The organism is Salipaludibacillus sp. HK11 (assembly GCF_047795645.1).
In the GTDB taxonomy this organism is placed as follows: Bacteria; Bacillota; Bacilli; order Bacillales; family Salisediminibacteriaceae; genus Salipaludibacillus.
In genome coordinates this window covers 2,708,602-2,725,000 of the sequence record NZ_CP181045.1, presented here as the reverse complement: position 1 = coordinate 2,725,000, position 16,399 = coordinate 2,708,602, and the positions used below count along the sequence as shown (strand labels likewise).

Sequence of the window (16,399 nt, the reverse complement as noted above, 5' to 3'; positions counted from 1 at the left end):
GCTCATTTATGAGTCGTCCGTTTATTCATGCTGCTGTTTGGTCGTTAGCTAATAATGTTCAATTACAAAGGTTCTTAGAAGTAAAAGAAGATTATACTGTAAGAAGATTACTTAAACTTTTAAATGTAAAGAAATCGGGGAATACAGTAAATACAAGATTTGATTTGTTTTCTTCAGAATTTATCAAAACCAAATAGAAAGTAAAAAATAGAATATAATTAAAGTACTGAAAAGTAAAATAAAGTGTGTCGAAATTTGTTATACGTAGGAAACACCGATCTATCTTTCGGAACCCACAACCCAGCTATAAATAAAAATTATTTTGAAACCAGATTCGTGTCATATACGTAATACTTATTAAATAAAGGAGGCGTTTATCCATGCAAGAAGAAAGAATAATGATTTTGAAGATGATTGAAGATGGAAAAGTTTCAGCAGATGAGGGCCTACAGTTACTAAATGCTTTGAAAGATGATAAGGATAGTGAGCAACAACAGATGAAAGGTTCTCATAGTGAGGCTCAGTCATCCGCATCTTCATCGCAGGCGCAATCACGGTCAACCCAACAGGAGACAGACAGATATGTTTCACGAAATGTGAATTGGGATGGGGGCGGAAATCAACGAACTGAAGATAGGATACACTCATTTGCGTCAAGGTTTTCAGAATATATAGAAGAGGCAGTACACAAGATTAAAGAATTTGATCTCGACTTTAATTTTGGTTCATCTATCGAGGTAGAACACATTTTCCAACATAGAAATGCTGAAGTGAAAGATGTGGATATTCACGTGGAGAATGGGAGTATTTCTTTTCTGCCTTGGGAAGAAGACGATATTCGTGTTGAATGTAATGTGAAAGTGTATAAAGTTCGAGATTCAGATGAAGCGCGACGAGTATTTTTAGATGATGTTCATTTTAGTTTTAAGGATGAGAAAGTTCGATTCAAAGCAAAGAAAAAATCAATGAAAGTGAACACAGTCGTTTATGTCCCGAAAAAGCAGTTAGAGAAAGTGAAGCTCTATGCGTTTAACGGCAAACTAACCGGGGAAAATGTGAAAGTGAACAGTATTGAAGCAAAGACAGTCAATGGCCGAATTGACTTTGCAGAAATAATAGCAAAATATGTGAACTTGGAAACAGTAAATGGAACGATTTCTGTTCCTCGTTTACAAGCTGAGAAGTCTGATGTGAAAACGATCAATGGGACTGTTTCGGTGAAAACAATAAACGGAGATTTAGATGTTGAAACTTTGAATGGTACGATTCACTATACGTTGTTGGATCGGTCAAGTGCGCGAGCCTATTTGAAAACGACAACTGGAAGTGTCAGTGTTCAAGTTCCCGATCATGTAAAAACAGAAGGTGAATTGAAGACAACTGTCGGTGCGATTCAGTGCGACTTACCGAAAATGACAATTATTGACGAACAAAAAGATTTTGCAAGCAAGAAAATATCTTTTTTAGCAAACAAGCAAGAAGAGGCACATTTTTATGTCGAAGCAGAAGCGACAACAGGAACGATTTCAGTGAAAAACTAATAGATTACGTTTTGAAGGAGAGTGTTTTGGATGAATCGATTGTACCGGTCAACAAAAGATCGTAAAATAGCAGGTGTCTGTGGTGGAATAGGTGAATATTTCAATATTGATGTAACGATTGTAAGGCTAGTGATGCTATTTTTACTTTTTCCATTTACTATTGGAACGGTAGTTCTTGCTTATATTGTTGGAATATTTGTGATTCCGAATGATTCGGAAGTACACAGCTAATGAATTGGCTCATCCAACTTCTTGTTCATGCGGTTGTATTACTGATTATTGCAAACTTTTTTCAAGGTTTTGAAATAGATGGTTTTACAACTGCTTTGTTAGCAAGCTTTATTTTATCCGTTGTTAATTTAATTGTGAAACCAATTATTATTGTGCTTACATTACCAGTAACTGTAATTACATTAGGCTTGTTCCTATTTGTGATTAACGCTTTGACATTATTAATAACTTCAGTGGTGATGGGGAGTAGTTTTGTGATTGACGGTGTAGGAATGGCGATCGTAGCGGCCATTATCTTTGCTATCCTAAGTGCCTTGATTCACTCATTTATCGTTGATCCAATTACAAAAAAATAAATACATAAAAAAAACTAAAAACCGTTTTCAAAGGTTTTTAGTTTTTTTTGCAGGAAATGCAGAATTGCTTACTAATAATTCAATTAACAAAATATCAGCGACCATCGATGGGGTATGCTAAAATATAACTATTAATACAAGCTTATCTATGAGCTAAGAGATAAAAGGGAGGTCTACATACATGAGTGAAGTAACAGCGAAAGATTTAATGAAAGAATTTAACCTTGATTTGGTTAATGATGAAGAGTCAGTGACGTATCGTTCGATTCCAACTAGTGATATATCTCGCCCAGGGATGGAAATGGCAGGTTATTTCACGTACTACCCGGCTGAAAGAATTCAGTTGTTAGGAAAAACGGAAATGTCTTTCTATGATAAGTTGTCAGAAGCTGACAAAAAAGATCGGATGGAAAGGCTTTGTACTTATGACACTCCAGCAATTGTTATATCAAGAGGAATGGAACCACCAAAGGACTTGATTGAATCAGCGAATAGAACAGGTGTCCCTGTTCTAGCAGGGAATTTAAAAACGACGAGGATGAGTAGTCAACTGACAACGTTCTTAGAAAGTCGATTGGCTCCAATGACCGCGATTCATGGAGTGTTAATTGATATATACGGGATCGGTGTGATGATTACGGGATCAAGTGGTGTAGGGAAAAGCGAAACAGCTCTTGACCTTGTTAGAAGGGGACACCGATTAGTGGCTGATGACTCTGTAGAAATTCGACAAGAACATGACGGAGTGCTCGTAGGACAAGCACCAGATCTTATTAGACACTTGCTTGAAATAAGGGGAATAGGTATTATCAATGTTATGACTCTCTTTGGGGCTGGGGCAGTTCGCAACTTCAAGCGAATTGGATTAACAATTGACTTGGAGACTTGGGATCAGAAAAAGCAATATGATCGACTTGGCTTGGACGAAGAAACAATTAAAATCTTTGATACGGATTTAACAAAAATTACATTGCCAGTTCGTCCCGGACGAAACTTAGCAGTAATTATTGAGGTTGCTGCGATGAATTTCAGGCTAAAACGAATGGGCATTAATGCTGCTGAACAGTTCTCTGAGAGATTGAACACTGTGATTGAAGATGGGGAACAAGAGGATTTTTAATTCAACAAAGGTTTAATCATTTGTCATGTAAACTCATTGTGTTTTCCAAAAAAAAGTCTATTTATTCATCAAATCTTCATATTTATCAATAATAGGCGAGAAAACTCCCTCTTCAAGCGTGTGAAGGGCCTAGCCCAACGGTAAGGGGGAGATGAATCGCCGTCGGACAAGGGATGGCTTTTGTCATCTCAATTGCCCTAAAAATTAATCAAACAAACGTTCGTGAATCTCTTTGTCTTTTGGTAAAATAGACATGGGGAGGTGAGAGTAAATGGTAGTGAAAAAAGCCTTGAAATTCAGAATATATCCCAACCAAAAACAAGCAGAGCTTATCGATAAAACATTGGGCTGTTACCGTTTTGTCTATAACTTTTTTGTTGGGAAACAAAAAGAGCAAGACGCTTATTGGTATATCGTAAACGAAATGGTGCAAAATGGACAACTTCCTCGGAACAATTGGAAAGGGGAATGTTTTAATAAATAAAGTTCTATAAAAAAGTTGCCAGAATTGAAACGACATTATCCGTTCCTAAAAGAAGTGGATAGTATTGCCCTACAAAAGTCTGTGGAAAATGTGAATGATTCTTACACTCGTTATTACAAGAAACAAAACAGGGCACCCGAATTTAAATCAAAAAAGAATCCTCTTCAATCGTACACAACGAAATGTGTGAACGGAAATATTCAAGTACTGGATAAATACATTACATTGCCGAAACTTGGGAATGTTCGTTTTGCTAAAAGTCGAGAGGTAGTTGGTCGTATCATAAATGCAACGATTCGACGGAACCCTGTAGGTAAATACTTCATTTCCATTTTAACGGACACAGAAATACAACACTACGAAAAGACAGATTCCGCTATTGGTATCGACGTGGGATTAAAAGATTTTGCCACATTGTCAGACGGTACCATCTTTCAAAACCCAAAATTTTTTCGTACATTAGAAGAGAAAGTAGCGGAAGCCCAACGTGTTCTTTCGAGACGACAACTAGGTTCTTCTAATTGGAATAAACAAAAAAGAAAAGTTGCTCGCATTCATGAAAAAATAACGAATGCAAGAAAAGATATGTTAGATAAAATCTCCACCGAGATAGTCAAAAACCACGACATCATCGGAATAAAAGATTTGTCAGTAAAAAACATGTTAAAGAATCACAGCCTAGCCAAAGCGATAAGTGAAGTATCCTGGTAAGAAGTTCGTAATACTTATATTGATAATTTATCATTTTAAGGAATGGCTTGTTTTATCACGATAAGTAAAAAATAAGGCGTTGAAAAAATATGATCATAGATCTGTCATTGATATTTGCGTTTATATGAAGTTCACGGGACGGATTTATTTAGTCTTCATGTTTTGGAATAACGCCAAGACAAAAGAGGTGTACATATGATAGTTGGAGCAATTGAACCATTAAATCCGATAGCTTTTGAATTTGGATTTTTGTCGATTTACTGGTACGGGATTCTGATAGGTTTTGGTGCCCTTTTAGGGTACTTACTTGTGAACCGAGAAATGAAAAAACGTGGACTACCTGATGACTTACTCGCTGATATACTCTTGTTTGCTTTGCCGGCGGCTATTGTTGGTGCAAGAATTTATTATGTTATTTTTCGATGGGAGCAATTTGCTCATGATCCGATCCGTGTTTTTTATATATGGGAGGGTGGTATAGCGATTCATGGTGGTCTTATCGGGGCAGCGATCGTTGTTGCGATTTTTGCAAAAAAACGAGGGATATCATTTTGGAAAATGCTCGATATTGCCGCACCTGGTATATTACTTGGCCAAGCTATTGGTCGGTGGGGAAATTTCATGAATCAGGAAGTGTTTGGTGAAGTAGTAGATAGGGTTGTCTTAGAATCTTATATGTTACCTACTTTCATCATTGATCAAATGTATATTGACGGAGCGTATCGTCACCCGACATTTTTATATGAATCGATTTGGAATTTGGCTGGTGTCGTGCTGCTAATCTTATTAAGACGGGTAAATTTACGTCGTGGTGAAATGATCTTGACGTATGCTATTTGGTATTCAGTAGGAAGATTTTTCATTGAAGGATGGCGAACCGATAATTTATTAATGTTTGGGCTTCCAACAGCACAAGTAGTTTCGATTATCACAGTTCTTGGTGGAATCTTCTTGATTATTTATCGTCGCAATAAAGGTTTGGCTGAAGAACGTTATTTAGATGAAGAAAAGCCAAAAAAACCTTTATCAACTAGTTCGATAAAACCGGGTGTCAAAAACACACCGAAAACTACTCAAAAAAAATCGCCAAAAAATGGCCCAAAAAAGAATCAAGGTAGTAAAAAGAAAAAGAAAAGATAAATAGCTATTAGGTTCGCGTTTTGAAAGGAGGCTGTAAAATGAATACACTTAAGCAAGGGTTGAAAGTCGGTCTCCTGACAACGTGGAAATTAGGGAAAATTATTTTTCCAATTACACTGATCGTTACGATGCTAAGCCAGACAGTCGTGATGGAGTGGCTAACACAAGTGTTATCTCCATTGATGGGATTTATTGGTTTGTCAGGTGAAGCGGCGATCCCTGTTGTGCTAGGAAATATGTTGAATTTGTATGCTGCAATTGGTGCGATGCTTACGATGGATTTAACGGTGAAGGAAGTATTTATTTTAGCCGTGATGCTATCGTTTTCCCACAATTTATTTGTAGAGTCGGCAGTTGCTAAACAAGTTGGATTGAAAATATAGGTTGTTTTACTCGTCCGGATCGGTTTAGCATTATTATCTGCCTGGGTGATTCATCTTGTCTGGCAAGGCGGGTCAGAAAAAGCTAGTTACGGATTTGTACCTTCTAGTGGAACGGAGAGTATCGAAGGATACGGAGCAATAGCGCTATATGGTGTTGAGAGCGCAGTGATTGGTATTTTACAGCTAGCTGTCATCGTTATTCCAATCATGGTTTTTATCCAAATTATGAAAGATATGCGGTGGTTACCGATTTTTTCAAAATGGATGACTCCTTTTACGAAAGTATTGGGAATTCATCCTAATACATCGACGACTTTAGCGGCTGGACTTACATTTGGACTTGCCTACGGGGCAGGAGTGATGATTCAGGCCGTAAAAGATGATGGTGTGAAGAAGAAGGACCTATATTTGGTGTTCATTTTCCTCGTCGCATGTCATGCGGTTGTGGAAGATACGCTTATTTTTGCTCCGTTAGGAATTCCCCTTTGGCCGTTATTACTTGTACGTTTGGTTACGGCAATAGTATTAACGATTGCTGTTGCATTGGTGTGGAATCGTCTGGAAAAAAAACAAGGGGAAAGTGAGTCAACTGTGGCTAAATCATTTGAAGCATGACAATCTGTTATAGAAAAAATGTACTGAATAAATGGAGGAATTGATGGATGACTAAAAAAATTAATACGATACTATTTGATTTAGATGGAACGTTAATAAACACGATTGATTTAATTGTTGCTTCTTTTTTGTACACAATGGAGAAATATTATCCGGGCGAATACAAGCGTGAAGATGTGGTGTCATTTATTGGTCCTCCGTTAGCTGAAACGTTTAAGAATCTTGATCCATTGAGAATGGAGGAGATGATGACGACTTACCGGACGTTTAATCATCAATACCATGATGAGCTAGTGAAAGAGTATGAAGGAGTCAAAGAAACATTGGAAGAGTTATCAAGTCAAGGGTATAAAATGGCGATAGTAACAACAAAACGTCGTGAAACAGCGGTAAAAGGACTCGAATTAATGGGATTGGAACACTTTTTTCCAGTAGTGATATCGATTGATGAGGTGACGAAATATAAGCCAGACCCACAACCGTTAAATATGGCATTAGAAAAACTAGGTTCCTCTTCTGATGAAGCGATAATGATTGGAGATAGTGAACACGACATTCTCGGTGGAATAAATACTGGAACGAAAACAGCTGGTGTCGCATGGAGTGTGAAAGGTCGAGATTATTTAGAATCGTACAATCCAGATGTTATGTTAGATAACATGATGGACTTAGTCGAGTACTTAGCTAAAACGAACGGTGTCTTAGAAGATTCATAAAAGTAAGTGGAGGTAGGTGCCGAAGATGAGCCGAAAGACAGATCGTTATCTGGTAACTGAAGCGAATTCATTATGGCAAGTATATAAGACGGTTCCTTTTACAAAAGTCATCAAAAATTTTATTGTCATTCAGTTGGCTCGGTATACTCCGTTTTTATCGATGAAAAACTGGTTGTACCGTACGTTTTTGCGGATGAAGGTAGGGGATGAAGCAGCAGTAGCTTTGATGGTGATGATGGATGTGATGTTCCCAGAAAAAATATCGATTGGTAAAAACTCTGTGATTGGATATAATACAACGATTTTAGCGCATGAGTATTTAATTAAGGAATACCGACTTGGTAATGTGCTTATTGGAGATAATGTGATGATCGGCGCAAATGCAACAATTTTACCAGGAGTAACGATTGGTGACGAAGCGATCGTTTCAGCGGGGACGCTAGTTCATAAAGATGTACCGGCAGGATTTTTTGTCGGAGGTAACCCGATGCAAGTTATTCGTACGAAAGATCAATTAAATGAGGACGAGCGCTAGTAGTATGGGATTTCTGCTAGCGTTTTTGTTCGTCCTAGCTATTTTTATTCATAGTATCTTTGGGCTGAGGGGAGAGTTGTGAGGGAAGAGCTTGCTAGAACGAACGTATTTGTCGCATCCGAGGTCTTTCCTTTCCAGCATATTTAGTTATTGACTCGAACGGTATTCCCTTGTAAACTACTACTTAAGAACTTTATCGCTCTATCATATTAGCGAACTAAAGTGAAATGAGGCTTATCGGCTTAAATTGGCGCGAAGAAATTTGCAGTTATCTGGCAAATAAAGCTATTATTTAGAGTATGACATACTAAAACACAGCGATTATGAAGGTAAAGATAGATGAAAACGGAAGGAGATAGGGTCATGACTAAATTGTTTATGTTTGAGAAACCACTTGGAATGCGTGATACATTGCCCGAGCTCTATCAATTAAAGAAACAAGTGAAGCAGGCGATTTCTACTGAAGTCTCACAATGGGGATATGAACCAATTGAAACACCGACATTAGAATTTCATGAAACAGTCGGAACGGCATCTGCGATTCTTGATCAACAGCTGTTTAAATTATTGGATCAACAAGGGAATACGCTCGTGTTAAGACCGGATATGACAGCACCGATTGCGCGAATTGCAGCTTCGACTTTAAATAAAGAAAATCGACCGCTCCGATTAACGTATGATGCGCCCGTGTTTAGAGCGCAACAGCGAGAAGGCGGCAGACCTGCTGAGTTTGAACAAGTTGGCGTCGAGTTAATCGGAGATCAGTCCAACAGTGCCGATGCGGAAGTGATTTCGCTAATGATGGCTTCTCTTGAACGATCTGGAATTAAATCTTATCAGATTGCGATTGGTCATATTGGCTTTGTTAATGCGCTTTTAAAAGAAGTACTTGGCAATGAAGAACGTGCGGATCATTTTCGGCGCTATTTATATGAAAAAAATTATGTAGGTTTTCGTAAAGAAGTTGAGCATTTGCCTCTTTCTTCGATTGATAAACGAAGACTCTATGACTTGCTTCGTTTAAAAGGTGGCCCTGAAGTGGTCGATAAAGCTCGCAACCTTGTAGACAGCAAGGAAGGGAAAGCGGCTTTGAAACAATTGGAGCAACTGATTTCCGTGCTAGATACGTATGAACTTGCTGATCAGATGATGATTGACTTAAATTTGGTGATGCATATGAGTTATTACACAGGAACCGTATTTGAAGCTTATAGTGAAGGTTTAGGATATCCGGTTGGAAGTGGTGGACGTTATGATTCATTGCTCGATCAATTTGATCATCACGAACCTGCGACTGGGTTTGGGCTACGACTTGACCGTTTAACGGAGGCAATTGGCAAAAGTGAAGAAACAGCCAACAGGAAAGATATCTGTTTAATTTTCAGCCATGATCACCGAAAAGAAGCGATGCAAAAAACACAACAACTTCGTCATGAAGGTCGATCCGTTGTCATGCAGGAACTAACAGGTGTTGAAAATGTTGATGCTTATTCTGCTCAATTTAAAGAAGTCATGTATTTCATTGGCACGAACGGAAATGGAGGTGCGTCCAAATGAGTGAAGATATAATCACGGTAGCAATGCCAAAAGGCAGGATTTTTGAAGAGGCGGTAGAGTTGCTTAAAAAAGCTAATTATCCAATCCCACCGGAATTTGAAGAATCACGTAAACTTATTCTTGAGGTTCCTGAAGCGGGAATGCGTTTTATTCTTGCCAAACCGACGGATGTGCCTACGTATGTTGAGCATGGTGTAGCTGATGTTGGTGTAGCTGGAAAAGATGTGATGATTGAAGAGAAACGGGATATTTATGAAGTGTTAGACTTGAAAATCAGTGCCTGCTATATGGCGGTTGCAGCACTCCCATCATATAATCCCAAGTCCGAGGTAGCTCCTAAAATCGCCTCAAAATATCCGAATTTGACGAGTGAATATTTTCGCGAGCAAGGAGAACAAGTGGAGATAATCAAGTTGAACGGTTCAATTGAGTTAGCACCGATAATCGGCTTAGCAGATAGGATTGTTGACATTGTTTCTACAGGACAGACGTTGAAAGAAAATGGTCTTGTCGAAATCGAAACGATGATGCCAATTACGTCGCGGTTTATCGTCAATCCAGTCAGCTATCGCACGAAATCAGCAAGAATTGATGACATGGTTGATCGCTTAGCTGAAGTGGTTGCAAAAGGAGAGGTGTACGAATGAAAATCATCCCTGTAACAGTTGACCTTTCGCTGAAGCGCTCGATTGATCAAGGAACAACAACACAACGACAATCAGTCGAGACGATTTTGCAAGATGTCCGCGCAAAAGGTGACGAGGCATTGCGTAGCTATACGAATCAGTTTGATGGCGTTGATATTGCAACGACACTCGTATCTGAATCGGATCGAAAAGCTGCTTATGCATCGGTCACAGATGAAACACTTCTGATCATCCGTGAAGCGATTGTGAATATTCGTGATTTTCATGAGCGTCAAGTACAGCAATCTTGGATGACAACAAAAGAAGATGGCACGATTCTTGGCCAGAAAGTGACTGCGCTTGATGCCGTTGGTGTCTACGTTCCTGGTGGGCGCGCAGCTTATCCATCATCGATCATCATGAATGTGGTACCTGCACAAGTAGCTGGAGTGAAACGAATCGTGATGACATCACCGCCACAAAAAGACGGAAATCTATCAGACATTGTTCTCGTGACAGCTCATGAACTTGGTGTCGAAGAAATCTATAAAGTAGGTGGAGCACAAGCGATCGGTGCGTTGGCATATGGAACGAAGACAATTCAAGCCGTTGATAAAATTGTTGGGCCGGGGAACATTTACGTCGCATTAGCAAAACAACTAGTGTTTGGTACCGTCGCGATTGACATGATTGCTGGACCGAGTGAGGTGGCGGTTCTAGCTGATCATACCGCGAGGGCCCCGTATATTGCGGCAGACCTTTTGTCTCAAGCAGAACACGATCCGATGTCATCCGCGGTACTTGTCACAAATGACCCCGCGTTGGCTGAAAACGTTGCTAAGGAAGTAGATAGACAACTTCAAACGCTCCCGAAAAAAGAGATTGCGCAAGCGTCAATCAATGATTTTGGAGCCATCTACGTTGCGAAAACTTTCGAAGACGCAATTGAAGCAGTCAATGAATTGGCAGCCGAACACTTGGAAATTCACGTAGAAAACCCATGGGATGTGTTAGCAAATATCCGTCACGCGGGCGCAATTTTTCTTGGAGAATATAGTTCAGAGCCAGTGGGTGATTACTTTGCAGGACCGAATCATGTGCTGCCAACGAACGGTACTGCACGTTTTTCAAGCCCACTAAATGTAGAAGATTTCACGAAAAAATCTAGCATTATTTCCTATAGCAAAAAAGCGATTGAAAAAAATGGGCAAAAAATTGCTGCATTCGCTAGACTAGAAAATTTAGAGGCACATGCGAGAGCTGTGGAAATTCGATTGGAGGCAGACAATGGAAAAGAGACAAGCGTCAAAAACACGTCAAACAAATGAAACAAATATTGACTTAACGTTTACGATTGATGGAAAGGGTAAGGCAGACTTAACGACAGATGTGCCGTTTATGAGTCATATGCTCGACTTATTTACGCGCCACGGTTTGTTTGATCTGACATTATCGGGCAAAGGTGATATCGAAATTGATGATCATCATACAACGGAGGATATCGGTATCGTGCTAGGAGATGCTCTTAAAGATGCACTCGGTGATAAACGAGGAATTCGTCGTTATGGTAATGCGTTTGTACCGATGGATGATGCACTTGCACAGGTTGTAATTGATTTAAGCAATCGTCCCCATTTTGAATTTCGTGGCGAAATGCCAGCAGCGAAAGTAGGCACGTTTGACACGGAGCTTGTTGAAGAGTTCTTGTGGAAATTCGCTTTGGAAGCGCGGATGAATTTGCATGTAATTGTTCATTACGGAACGAATACGCACCACATCATTGAAGCAATCTTTAAAGCTTTGGGGCGTGCACTTGATGAAGCAACCCAAGTGGATCCAAGAGTAGATGGGGTTCCCTCGACGAAAGGAAGCTTATCATGATTGGTATTATAGATTATGGTATGGGGAATCTTCATAGTGTTACGAAAGCACTGGAACGACTCGGTCATACGCCATTTTTGTCAGAAAAACCAGACGAGTTGGCAAAAGCATCGATGCTCATTCTCCCCGGAGTTGGATCTTTTAAAGACGGGATGACGGAATTGAAAGTTCGTGGTTTGGACACGTTTGTGCAACAATGGGCAAACGATAACAAGCCTCTGCTCGGAATTTGTCTCGGGATGCAACTGCTATTTGATGAAAGTGAAGAGAACGGCATAACAACAGGCTTGGAAATCCTTCCAGGTAAGGTCCGTCGCTTCAAAATTGGCGATTATAAAGTGCCGCATATGGGATGGAATAGCCTTGTTTTTGAAAAACAAGACCACACGATTTTAAATGATGTGCCAAAAGGGCACGTATACTTTGTTCATTCTTATTTTGTTCAAGCAGGAACGCCAGATGTTCTTATTGCCACGTCAGATTATGGCGGGGAACGTGTGCCAGCGGTTGTTGCAAAAAATTCCGTTTGGGCAACTCAGTTTCATCCGGAAAAGAGCAGTACGCTTGGGATGAGAATGTTGAAGAACTTTTTAGAGCAAAAGGGGGAGACTGCTGATGAGTGATTTCACAATTTATCCAGCCATCGATATTCGTGGAGGGAAATGCGTTCGCCTCTTACAAGGGGATTATAATCAAGAGACGATTTACGGTGATTCTCCGTTTGATATGGCGTCAAGTTTTGAAAAAAAAGGTGCAAAGTGGATTCACATGGTTGACTTAGATGGAGCGAAAAAAGGTGAACCTGTCAATCATCAAGAAGTTTTGCGAGCTGCGAAAGAACTGTCTGCTCATGTTCAAATTGGTGGAGGAATTCGGACAGCAAAAGATGTTGAAACGTATTTGAATGCTGGTGTTTCACGTGTGATTCTAGGAAGTTCAGCTATCTCAGACCCTTCTTTTGTAAAACGAATGTTAAAGGAATATGGCGGCGAGCGAATTGCGATCGGTATTGATGCACGAGACGGTTATGTGGCTACTCACGGATGGCTACAGACGTCAGAAGTGAAAGCGGAACAGTTAGGTCAAGAATTGGCTGATCAAGGGGCGGAAACGTTTATTATGACAGACATTTCACGTGATGGTATGCTATCAGGGCCAAACGTGAAAGAAATTGCTAGTTTAGGTCAAGCAACTGGCAAGCAAGTGATTGCTTCCGGTGGCGTCAGTACGATGGATGATTTACGTGAACTATTATCGCACCGTGATAAAGGAATTTCCGGAGCGATTATCGGAAAAGCCCTGTATACCGACCGAATCTCGTTAGAACAAGCGATCGCGGAGGTGCAATAACGATGTTAACGAAACGAATTGTACCTTGTCTTGATGTGAAAGAAGGTCGTGTTGTAAAAGGGATTCAGTTTGTAAACTTAAAGGACGCGGGAGATCCCGTCGAGATGTCTACTTTTTATGATCAACAAGGAGCAGATGAACTCGTGTTTCTAGATATCTCTGCTTCCCATGAAGGCCGTGAAACGATGGTCGATGTCGTCGAAGAAGTCGCGGGTACTCTAGCTATTCCATTTACAGTCGGCGGAGGGATAAATACGTTAGATGACATGAAACGGATTCTCCGTGCTGGTGCTGATAAAGTCTCGGTAAACACAGCGGCGGTGAAACGTCCAGAATTGATTCGTGAAGGTGCCGATTTCTTTGGTTCGCAATGCATCGTTGTTGCAATTGACGCAAAGTGGGATGATGAAATATCGTCTTGGCGCGTGTACACACATGGTGGACGAAATGCGACGGATTGGGAAATCGTTGCTTGGGTGCAAGAAGCAGTCAAACAAGGAGCAGGTGAAATCTTGCTTACGAGCATGGATGAAGATGGAGAGAAAAAAGGATTTGCTATTGCCTTAACAAAAACGGTAAGCGAAGCAGTATCGGTGCCAGTCATTGCTTCTGGTGGCGCAGGAAAACAAGAGGATTTCTACGATGTGTTTACGGAAGGGAAAGCTGATGCTGCTCTTGCCGCGTCAATTTTTCACTACCGCGAAACATCTGTAGCAGAAGTGAAATCATACTTAAAAGAAAAGGGGCTGGAAATACGATGAATATCAATCAGTTATCCTTCGACGAACGAGGATTAATTCCAGCGATCGTGCAGGATCAACAATCGAAACAGGTGCTCACGCTTGCCTATATGAATGAAGAGTCTTTAAAGAAAACAATTGAAACAGGAGAAACGTGGTTTTACAGCCGCTCTCGTCAAGAACTGTGGCATAAAGGGGAAACCTCAGGAAACATCCAGAAAGTAGAAAACATTCGCTATGACTGTGATCAAGATGCCCTCGTCGTTTTAGTGGATCCTCAAGGTCCTGGATGTCACAAAGGGGATTTCACTTGCTTCTCTGATGTTTTGTGGAGTCGAGGTGAGCAGTCAGCAACTGATGCTGGCGTAATCGAGCAAGGGAATCGGTTTGCGATTATCGAGGAGCTTGAGGAAGTCATTGCAACTCGGGAAGCGGAACGTCCTGAAGGTGCTTATACGACTTACTTATTTGAGGAAGGTGTCGACAAGATTTTGAAAAAAGTCGGTGAAGAAGCTTCCGAAGTGATCATTGCTGCGAAAAATCGTGATAAAGAGGAATTAACGTGGGAAAGTGCCGATTTACTTTATCACTGGCTCGTATTGTTACGTGAACAGAAATTACCACTTGATAACGTTTTGCAGCGTCTAGCAGATCGTCATGCAGGAAAATAAATCAGGTTGTAGCCGTTACTTTCGGGTGGCGGCTATTGTTTTGTATATTGGAGTTTTATAGGTGAGGGGGCCGATTCGGACAGATAGGAACCAACTTCCAACAAATTTCGTAACGAGGTTTTATGAAAAAGAGGATGCCCGGGGGCAACCTCTTTTATATCTACTTCTGAAACTATTAACCGTTTTTTTGTTTCGTCTCGCTATCTTCCACATCATGCTTAATAAGATCAGCAGTAAGTTGTCCAGATAATGTGACCATTGGAACGCCGCCTCCTGGGTGTGTCGATCCTCCAGTAAAATAAAGGTTCTCGTATAAAGAACTTTTCGCGGGAATTTTGAAGCCACCATTCGTTGCTTTGTTAGCGGCAATACCATAAATTGAGCCACCGTTCGCTCCGTATAATTCTTCTATCGTATCAGGAGTGAACGCGTATTCAAATTCGATCGATTCACGAAGTCCAGACATTCCCATTCGCTCTAATTTGTCTAACACCACGTCACGATAGGCTTCCCAATCTCCGTCTTTTTTCATCGCTGTTTTCGGAGGAACGTGGGTTAAGACAAATAAATTCTCTTTGCCTTCTGGTGCCTGGCTCGGATCGGTTTTAGAAGAAATCCCGATATATACCGTTGGATCATCTGCTGGAATCCCTTTTTCAAAGATTTGTTTGAATTCAACCTCTGGATTTTCTGAGAAAAAAAAGTTGTGATGCTTCAAATCTTTAAATTCCTTATTTACACCAAGTAATAGAACAAGTCCTGAAACAGTAGGTTCATAAGTTTTTGAAAGCTGTTTGATTTCTTTTTTAGTTTTTCCATTCTTAGGAAGTAACGTTTGATAAGCCGGAATGACTTCTAAATTAGATACAACGACATCAGCTTCGTAAAAGTCACCGCTTTCGGTCATCACTCCTTTTGCCTTTGCGTCGTCAACGACAACATGTGATACAGGTGTAGCTGTTTTGATTTCTGCTCTTAGTTCATCTAATACTTTGTTCATACCTCTAGCAATGTTGTACATTCCGCCTTTGACATAATAAATTCCTAAGCCAAGTTGGACATATACGAGTTGATTTAAAATCGCAGGAGCTTGGTATGGATTTGAACCGACATACATCACAAAGAAATTAAATAGCTGTTCTAAATGTTTATTTTTAAAATGTTTTTTCGTGCCATCTGCAACGGTATGGAATGGATCCATTGCCAATAACTCTTTTAAGTTATGCTGGGTTCGTAAATCTTTTAAGCCGGAAATACTGGTCTTGTAAAAACTTTTCATACAAACTTCATACATTTCTTGAGAGTAGGAGAGAAATTTCATAAATGAAGAATCAGGATTGCCTTTCACTTTTTTCATTTCTTCTAACATACCTGGAATATCTGAGAGCACATCCAATGAATTACCATCTTCGAAGAAGGTCCGCCATTGTGGCTCAATACGTTCAATCTCCATGTAGTCTTCTAGGTTTCGATGAACGCTGTCAAACAGTTGTTCAAGTACCCAAGGCATCGTTAAAATCGATGGACCTGTATCAAAATTAAATCCTTTACCTGAACGGTGATTTAGTTTTCCACCAATCGTCTCATTTTTTTCTAATATTGTTACTTGATAACCGTCACCAGACAGGCGAATCGCAGCTGAAAGTCCAGCTAAACCTGCACCAATGACAACAGCTTTCTTGTTCTCACGCATACAAATGAGCACCTCCACATAGTTTCAAATTAACTTTTTATTCGATACT

At 40.1% G+C, this 16,399-nt stretch carries 17 protein-coding genes and 2 pseudogenes; 18 read left to right on the top strand and 1 reads right to left on the bottom strand.

Annotated elements, in window-relative coordinates:
* Nucleotides 1-8: 8 nt before the first annotated feature.
* The 18 genes and pseudogenes from ACM26V_RS13260 (at nt 9) to hisIE (ending at nt 14,657) form a co-directional block, all read left to right on the top strand.
* Nucleotides 9-197, top strand: a complete 189-nt coding sequence (locus ACM26V_RS13260; RefSeq protein WP_416147183.1) for a hypothetical protein — start codon at nt 9-11, stop codon at nt 195-197.
* Between the two features lie 183 nt (nt 198-380).
* Complete coding sequence (locus tag ACM26V_RS13255; protein WP_416147182.1) at nt 381-1,541, top strand: DUF4097 family beta strand repeat-containing protein; 1,161 nt, start codon at nt 381-383, stop codon at nt 1,539-1,541.
* A 30-nt stretch (nt 1,542-1,571) separates the two neighbouring features.
* A complete protein-coding gene (locus tag ACM26V_RS13250; RefSeq protein ID WP_416147181.1) occupies nt 1,572-1,772 on the top strand; it encodes a PspC domain-containing protein in 201 nt (66 codons plus the stop codon).
* Complete coding sequence (locus tag ACM26V_RS13245) at nt 1,772-2,128, top strand: phage holin family protein (protein ID WP_416147180.1); 357 nt, start codon at nt 1,772-1,774, stop codon at nt 2,126-2,128. The genes ACM26V_RS13250 and ACM26V_RS13245 overlap by 1 nt, the downstream gene beginning before the upstream one ends.
* Before the next feature lie 181 nt (nt 2,129-2,309).
* On the top strand, nt 2,310-3,248 hold the full coding sequence (gene hprK / locus ACM26V_RS13240) for an HPr(Ser) kinase/phosphatase (RefSeq protein ID WP_416147179.1): 939 nt from the start codon (nt 2,310-2,312) through the stop codon (nt 3,246-3,248).
* 271 nt (nt 3,249-3,519) lie between these two features.
* A pseudogene (locus ACM26V_RS13235) lies at nt 3,520-4,440 on the top strand (RNA-guided endonuclease TnpB family protein); the annotation flags it as partial.
* A 198-nt stretch (nt 4,441-4,638) separates the two neighbouring features.
* A complete protein-coding gene (gene lgt / locus ACM26V_RS13230; protein ID WP_416147178.1) occupies nt 4,639-5,583 on the top strand; it encodes a prolipoprotein diacylglyceryl transferase in 945 nt (314 codons plus the stop codon).
* A 38-nt stretch (nt 5,584-5,621) separates the two neighbouring features.
* Nucleotides 5,622-6,581: pseudogene (locus ACM26V_RS13225) on the top strand (nucleoside recognition domain-containing protein).
* A 47-nt stretch (nt 6,582-6,628) separates the two neighbouring features.
* A complete protein-coding gene (gene ppaX, locus ACM26V_RS13220; RefSeq protein WP_416147176.1) occupies nt 6,629-7,297 on the top strand; it encodes a pyrophosphatase PpaX in 669 nt (222 codons plus the stop codon).
* Nucleotides 7,298-7,322: 25 nt separating this feature from the next.
* Nucleotides 7,323-7,832: an acyltransferase gene (locus ACM26V_RS13215; protein WP_416147175.1), complete on the top strand. Its 510-nt coding sequence runs from the start codon at nt 7,323-7,325 to the stop codon at nt 7,830-7,832.
* A 363-nt stretch (nt 7,833-8,195) separates the two neighbouring features.
* Entirely contained in the window at nt 8,196-9,389 is a 1,194-nt protein-coding gene (locus tag ACM26V_RS13210) for an ATP phosphoribosyltransferase regulatory subunit (RefSeq protein WP_416147174.1), read from the top strand.
* Nucleotides 9,386-10,036, top strand: a complete 651-nt coding sequence (gene hisG / locus ACM26V_RS13205; RefSeq protein WP_416147173.1) for an ATP phosphoribosyltransferase — start codon at nt 9,386-9,388, stop codon at nt 10,034-10,036. The genes ACM26V_RS13210 and hisG overlap by 4 nt, the downstream gene beginning before the upstream one ends.
* Nucleotides 10,033-11,343, top strand: coding sequence for a histidinol dehydrogenase (hisD, locus tag ACM26V_RS13200; protein WP_416147172.1), 1,311 nt, complete (start codon nt 10,033-10,035; stop codon nt 11,341-11,343). The genes hisG and hisD overlap by 4 nt, the downstream gene beginning before the upstream one ends.
* On the top strand, nt 11,303-11,896 hold the full coding sequence (hisB, locus tag ACM26V_RS13195; protein ID WP_416147171.1) for an imidazoleglycerol-phosphate dehydratase HisB: 594 nt from the start codon (nt 11,303-11,305) through the stop codon (nt 11,894-11,896). Before hisD ends, hisB begins: the two co-directional genes overlap by 41 nt.
* Nucleotides 11,893-12,519 carry an imidazole glycerol phosphate synthase subunit HisH gene (hisH, locus tag ACM26V_RS13190; RefSeq protein ID WP_416147170.1) on the top strand — a complete coding sequence of 209 codons (627 nt, stop codon included), beginning with the start codon at nt 11,893-11,895 and terminating at the stop codon, nt 12,517-12,519. The genes hisB and hisH overlap by 4 nt, the downstream gene beginning before the upstream one ends.
* Nucleotides 12,512-13,246: a 1-(5-phosphoribosyl)-5-[(5-phosphoribosylamino)methylideneamino]imidazole-4-carboxamide isomerase gene (gene hisA, locus ACM26V_RS13185; RefSeq protein ID WP_416147169.1), complete on the top strand. Its 735-nt coding sequence runs from the start codon at nt 12,512-12,514 to the stop codon at nt 13,244-13,246. Before hisH ends, hisA begins: the two co-directional genes overlap by 8 nt.
* A gap of 2 nt (nt 13,247-13,248) precedes the next feature.
* A complete protein-coding gene (gene hisF, locus ACM26V_RS13180; RefSeq protein ID WP_416147168.1) occupies nt 13,249-14,007 on the top strand; it encodes an imidazole glycerol phosphate synthase subunit HisF in 759 nt (252 codons plus the stop codon).
* Nucleotides 14,004-14,657, top strand: a complete 654-nt coding sequence (gene hisIE / locus ACM26V_RS13175) for a bifunctional phosphoribosyl-AMP cyclohydrolase/phosphoribosyl-ATP diphosphatase HisIE (RefSeq protein ID WP_416147167.1) — start codon at nt 14,004-14,006, stop codon at nt 14,655-14,657. Before hisF ends, hisIE begins: the two co-directional genes overlap by 4 nt.
* A gap of 175 nt (nt 14,658-14,832) precedes the next feature.
* Here the strand turns inward: hisIE and ACM26V_RS13170 are convergent, their stop codons facing one another.
* Nucleotides 14,833-16,350 (bottom strand): phytoene desaturase family protein, encoded by a 1,518-nt coding sequence (locus tag ACM26V_RS13170; RefSeq protein ID WP_416147166.1) that lies wholly within the window; start codon nt 16,348-16,350, stop codon nt 14,833-14,835.
* Nucleotides 16,351-16,399: the final 49 nt, after the last annotated feature.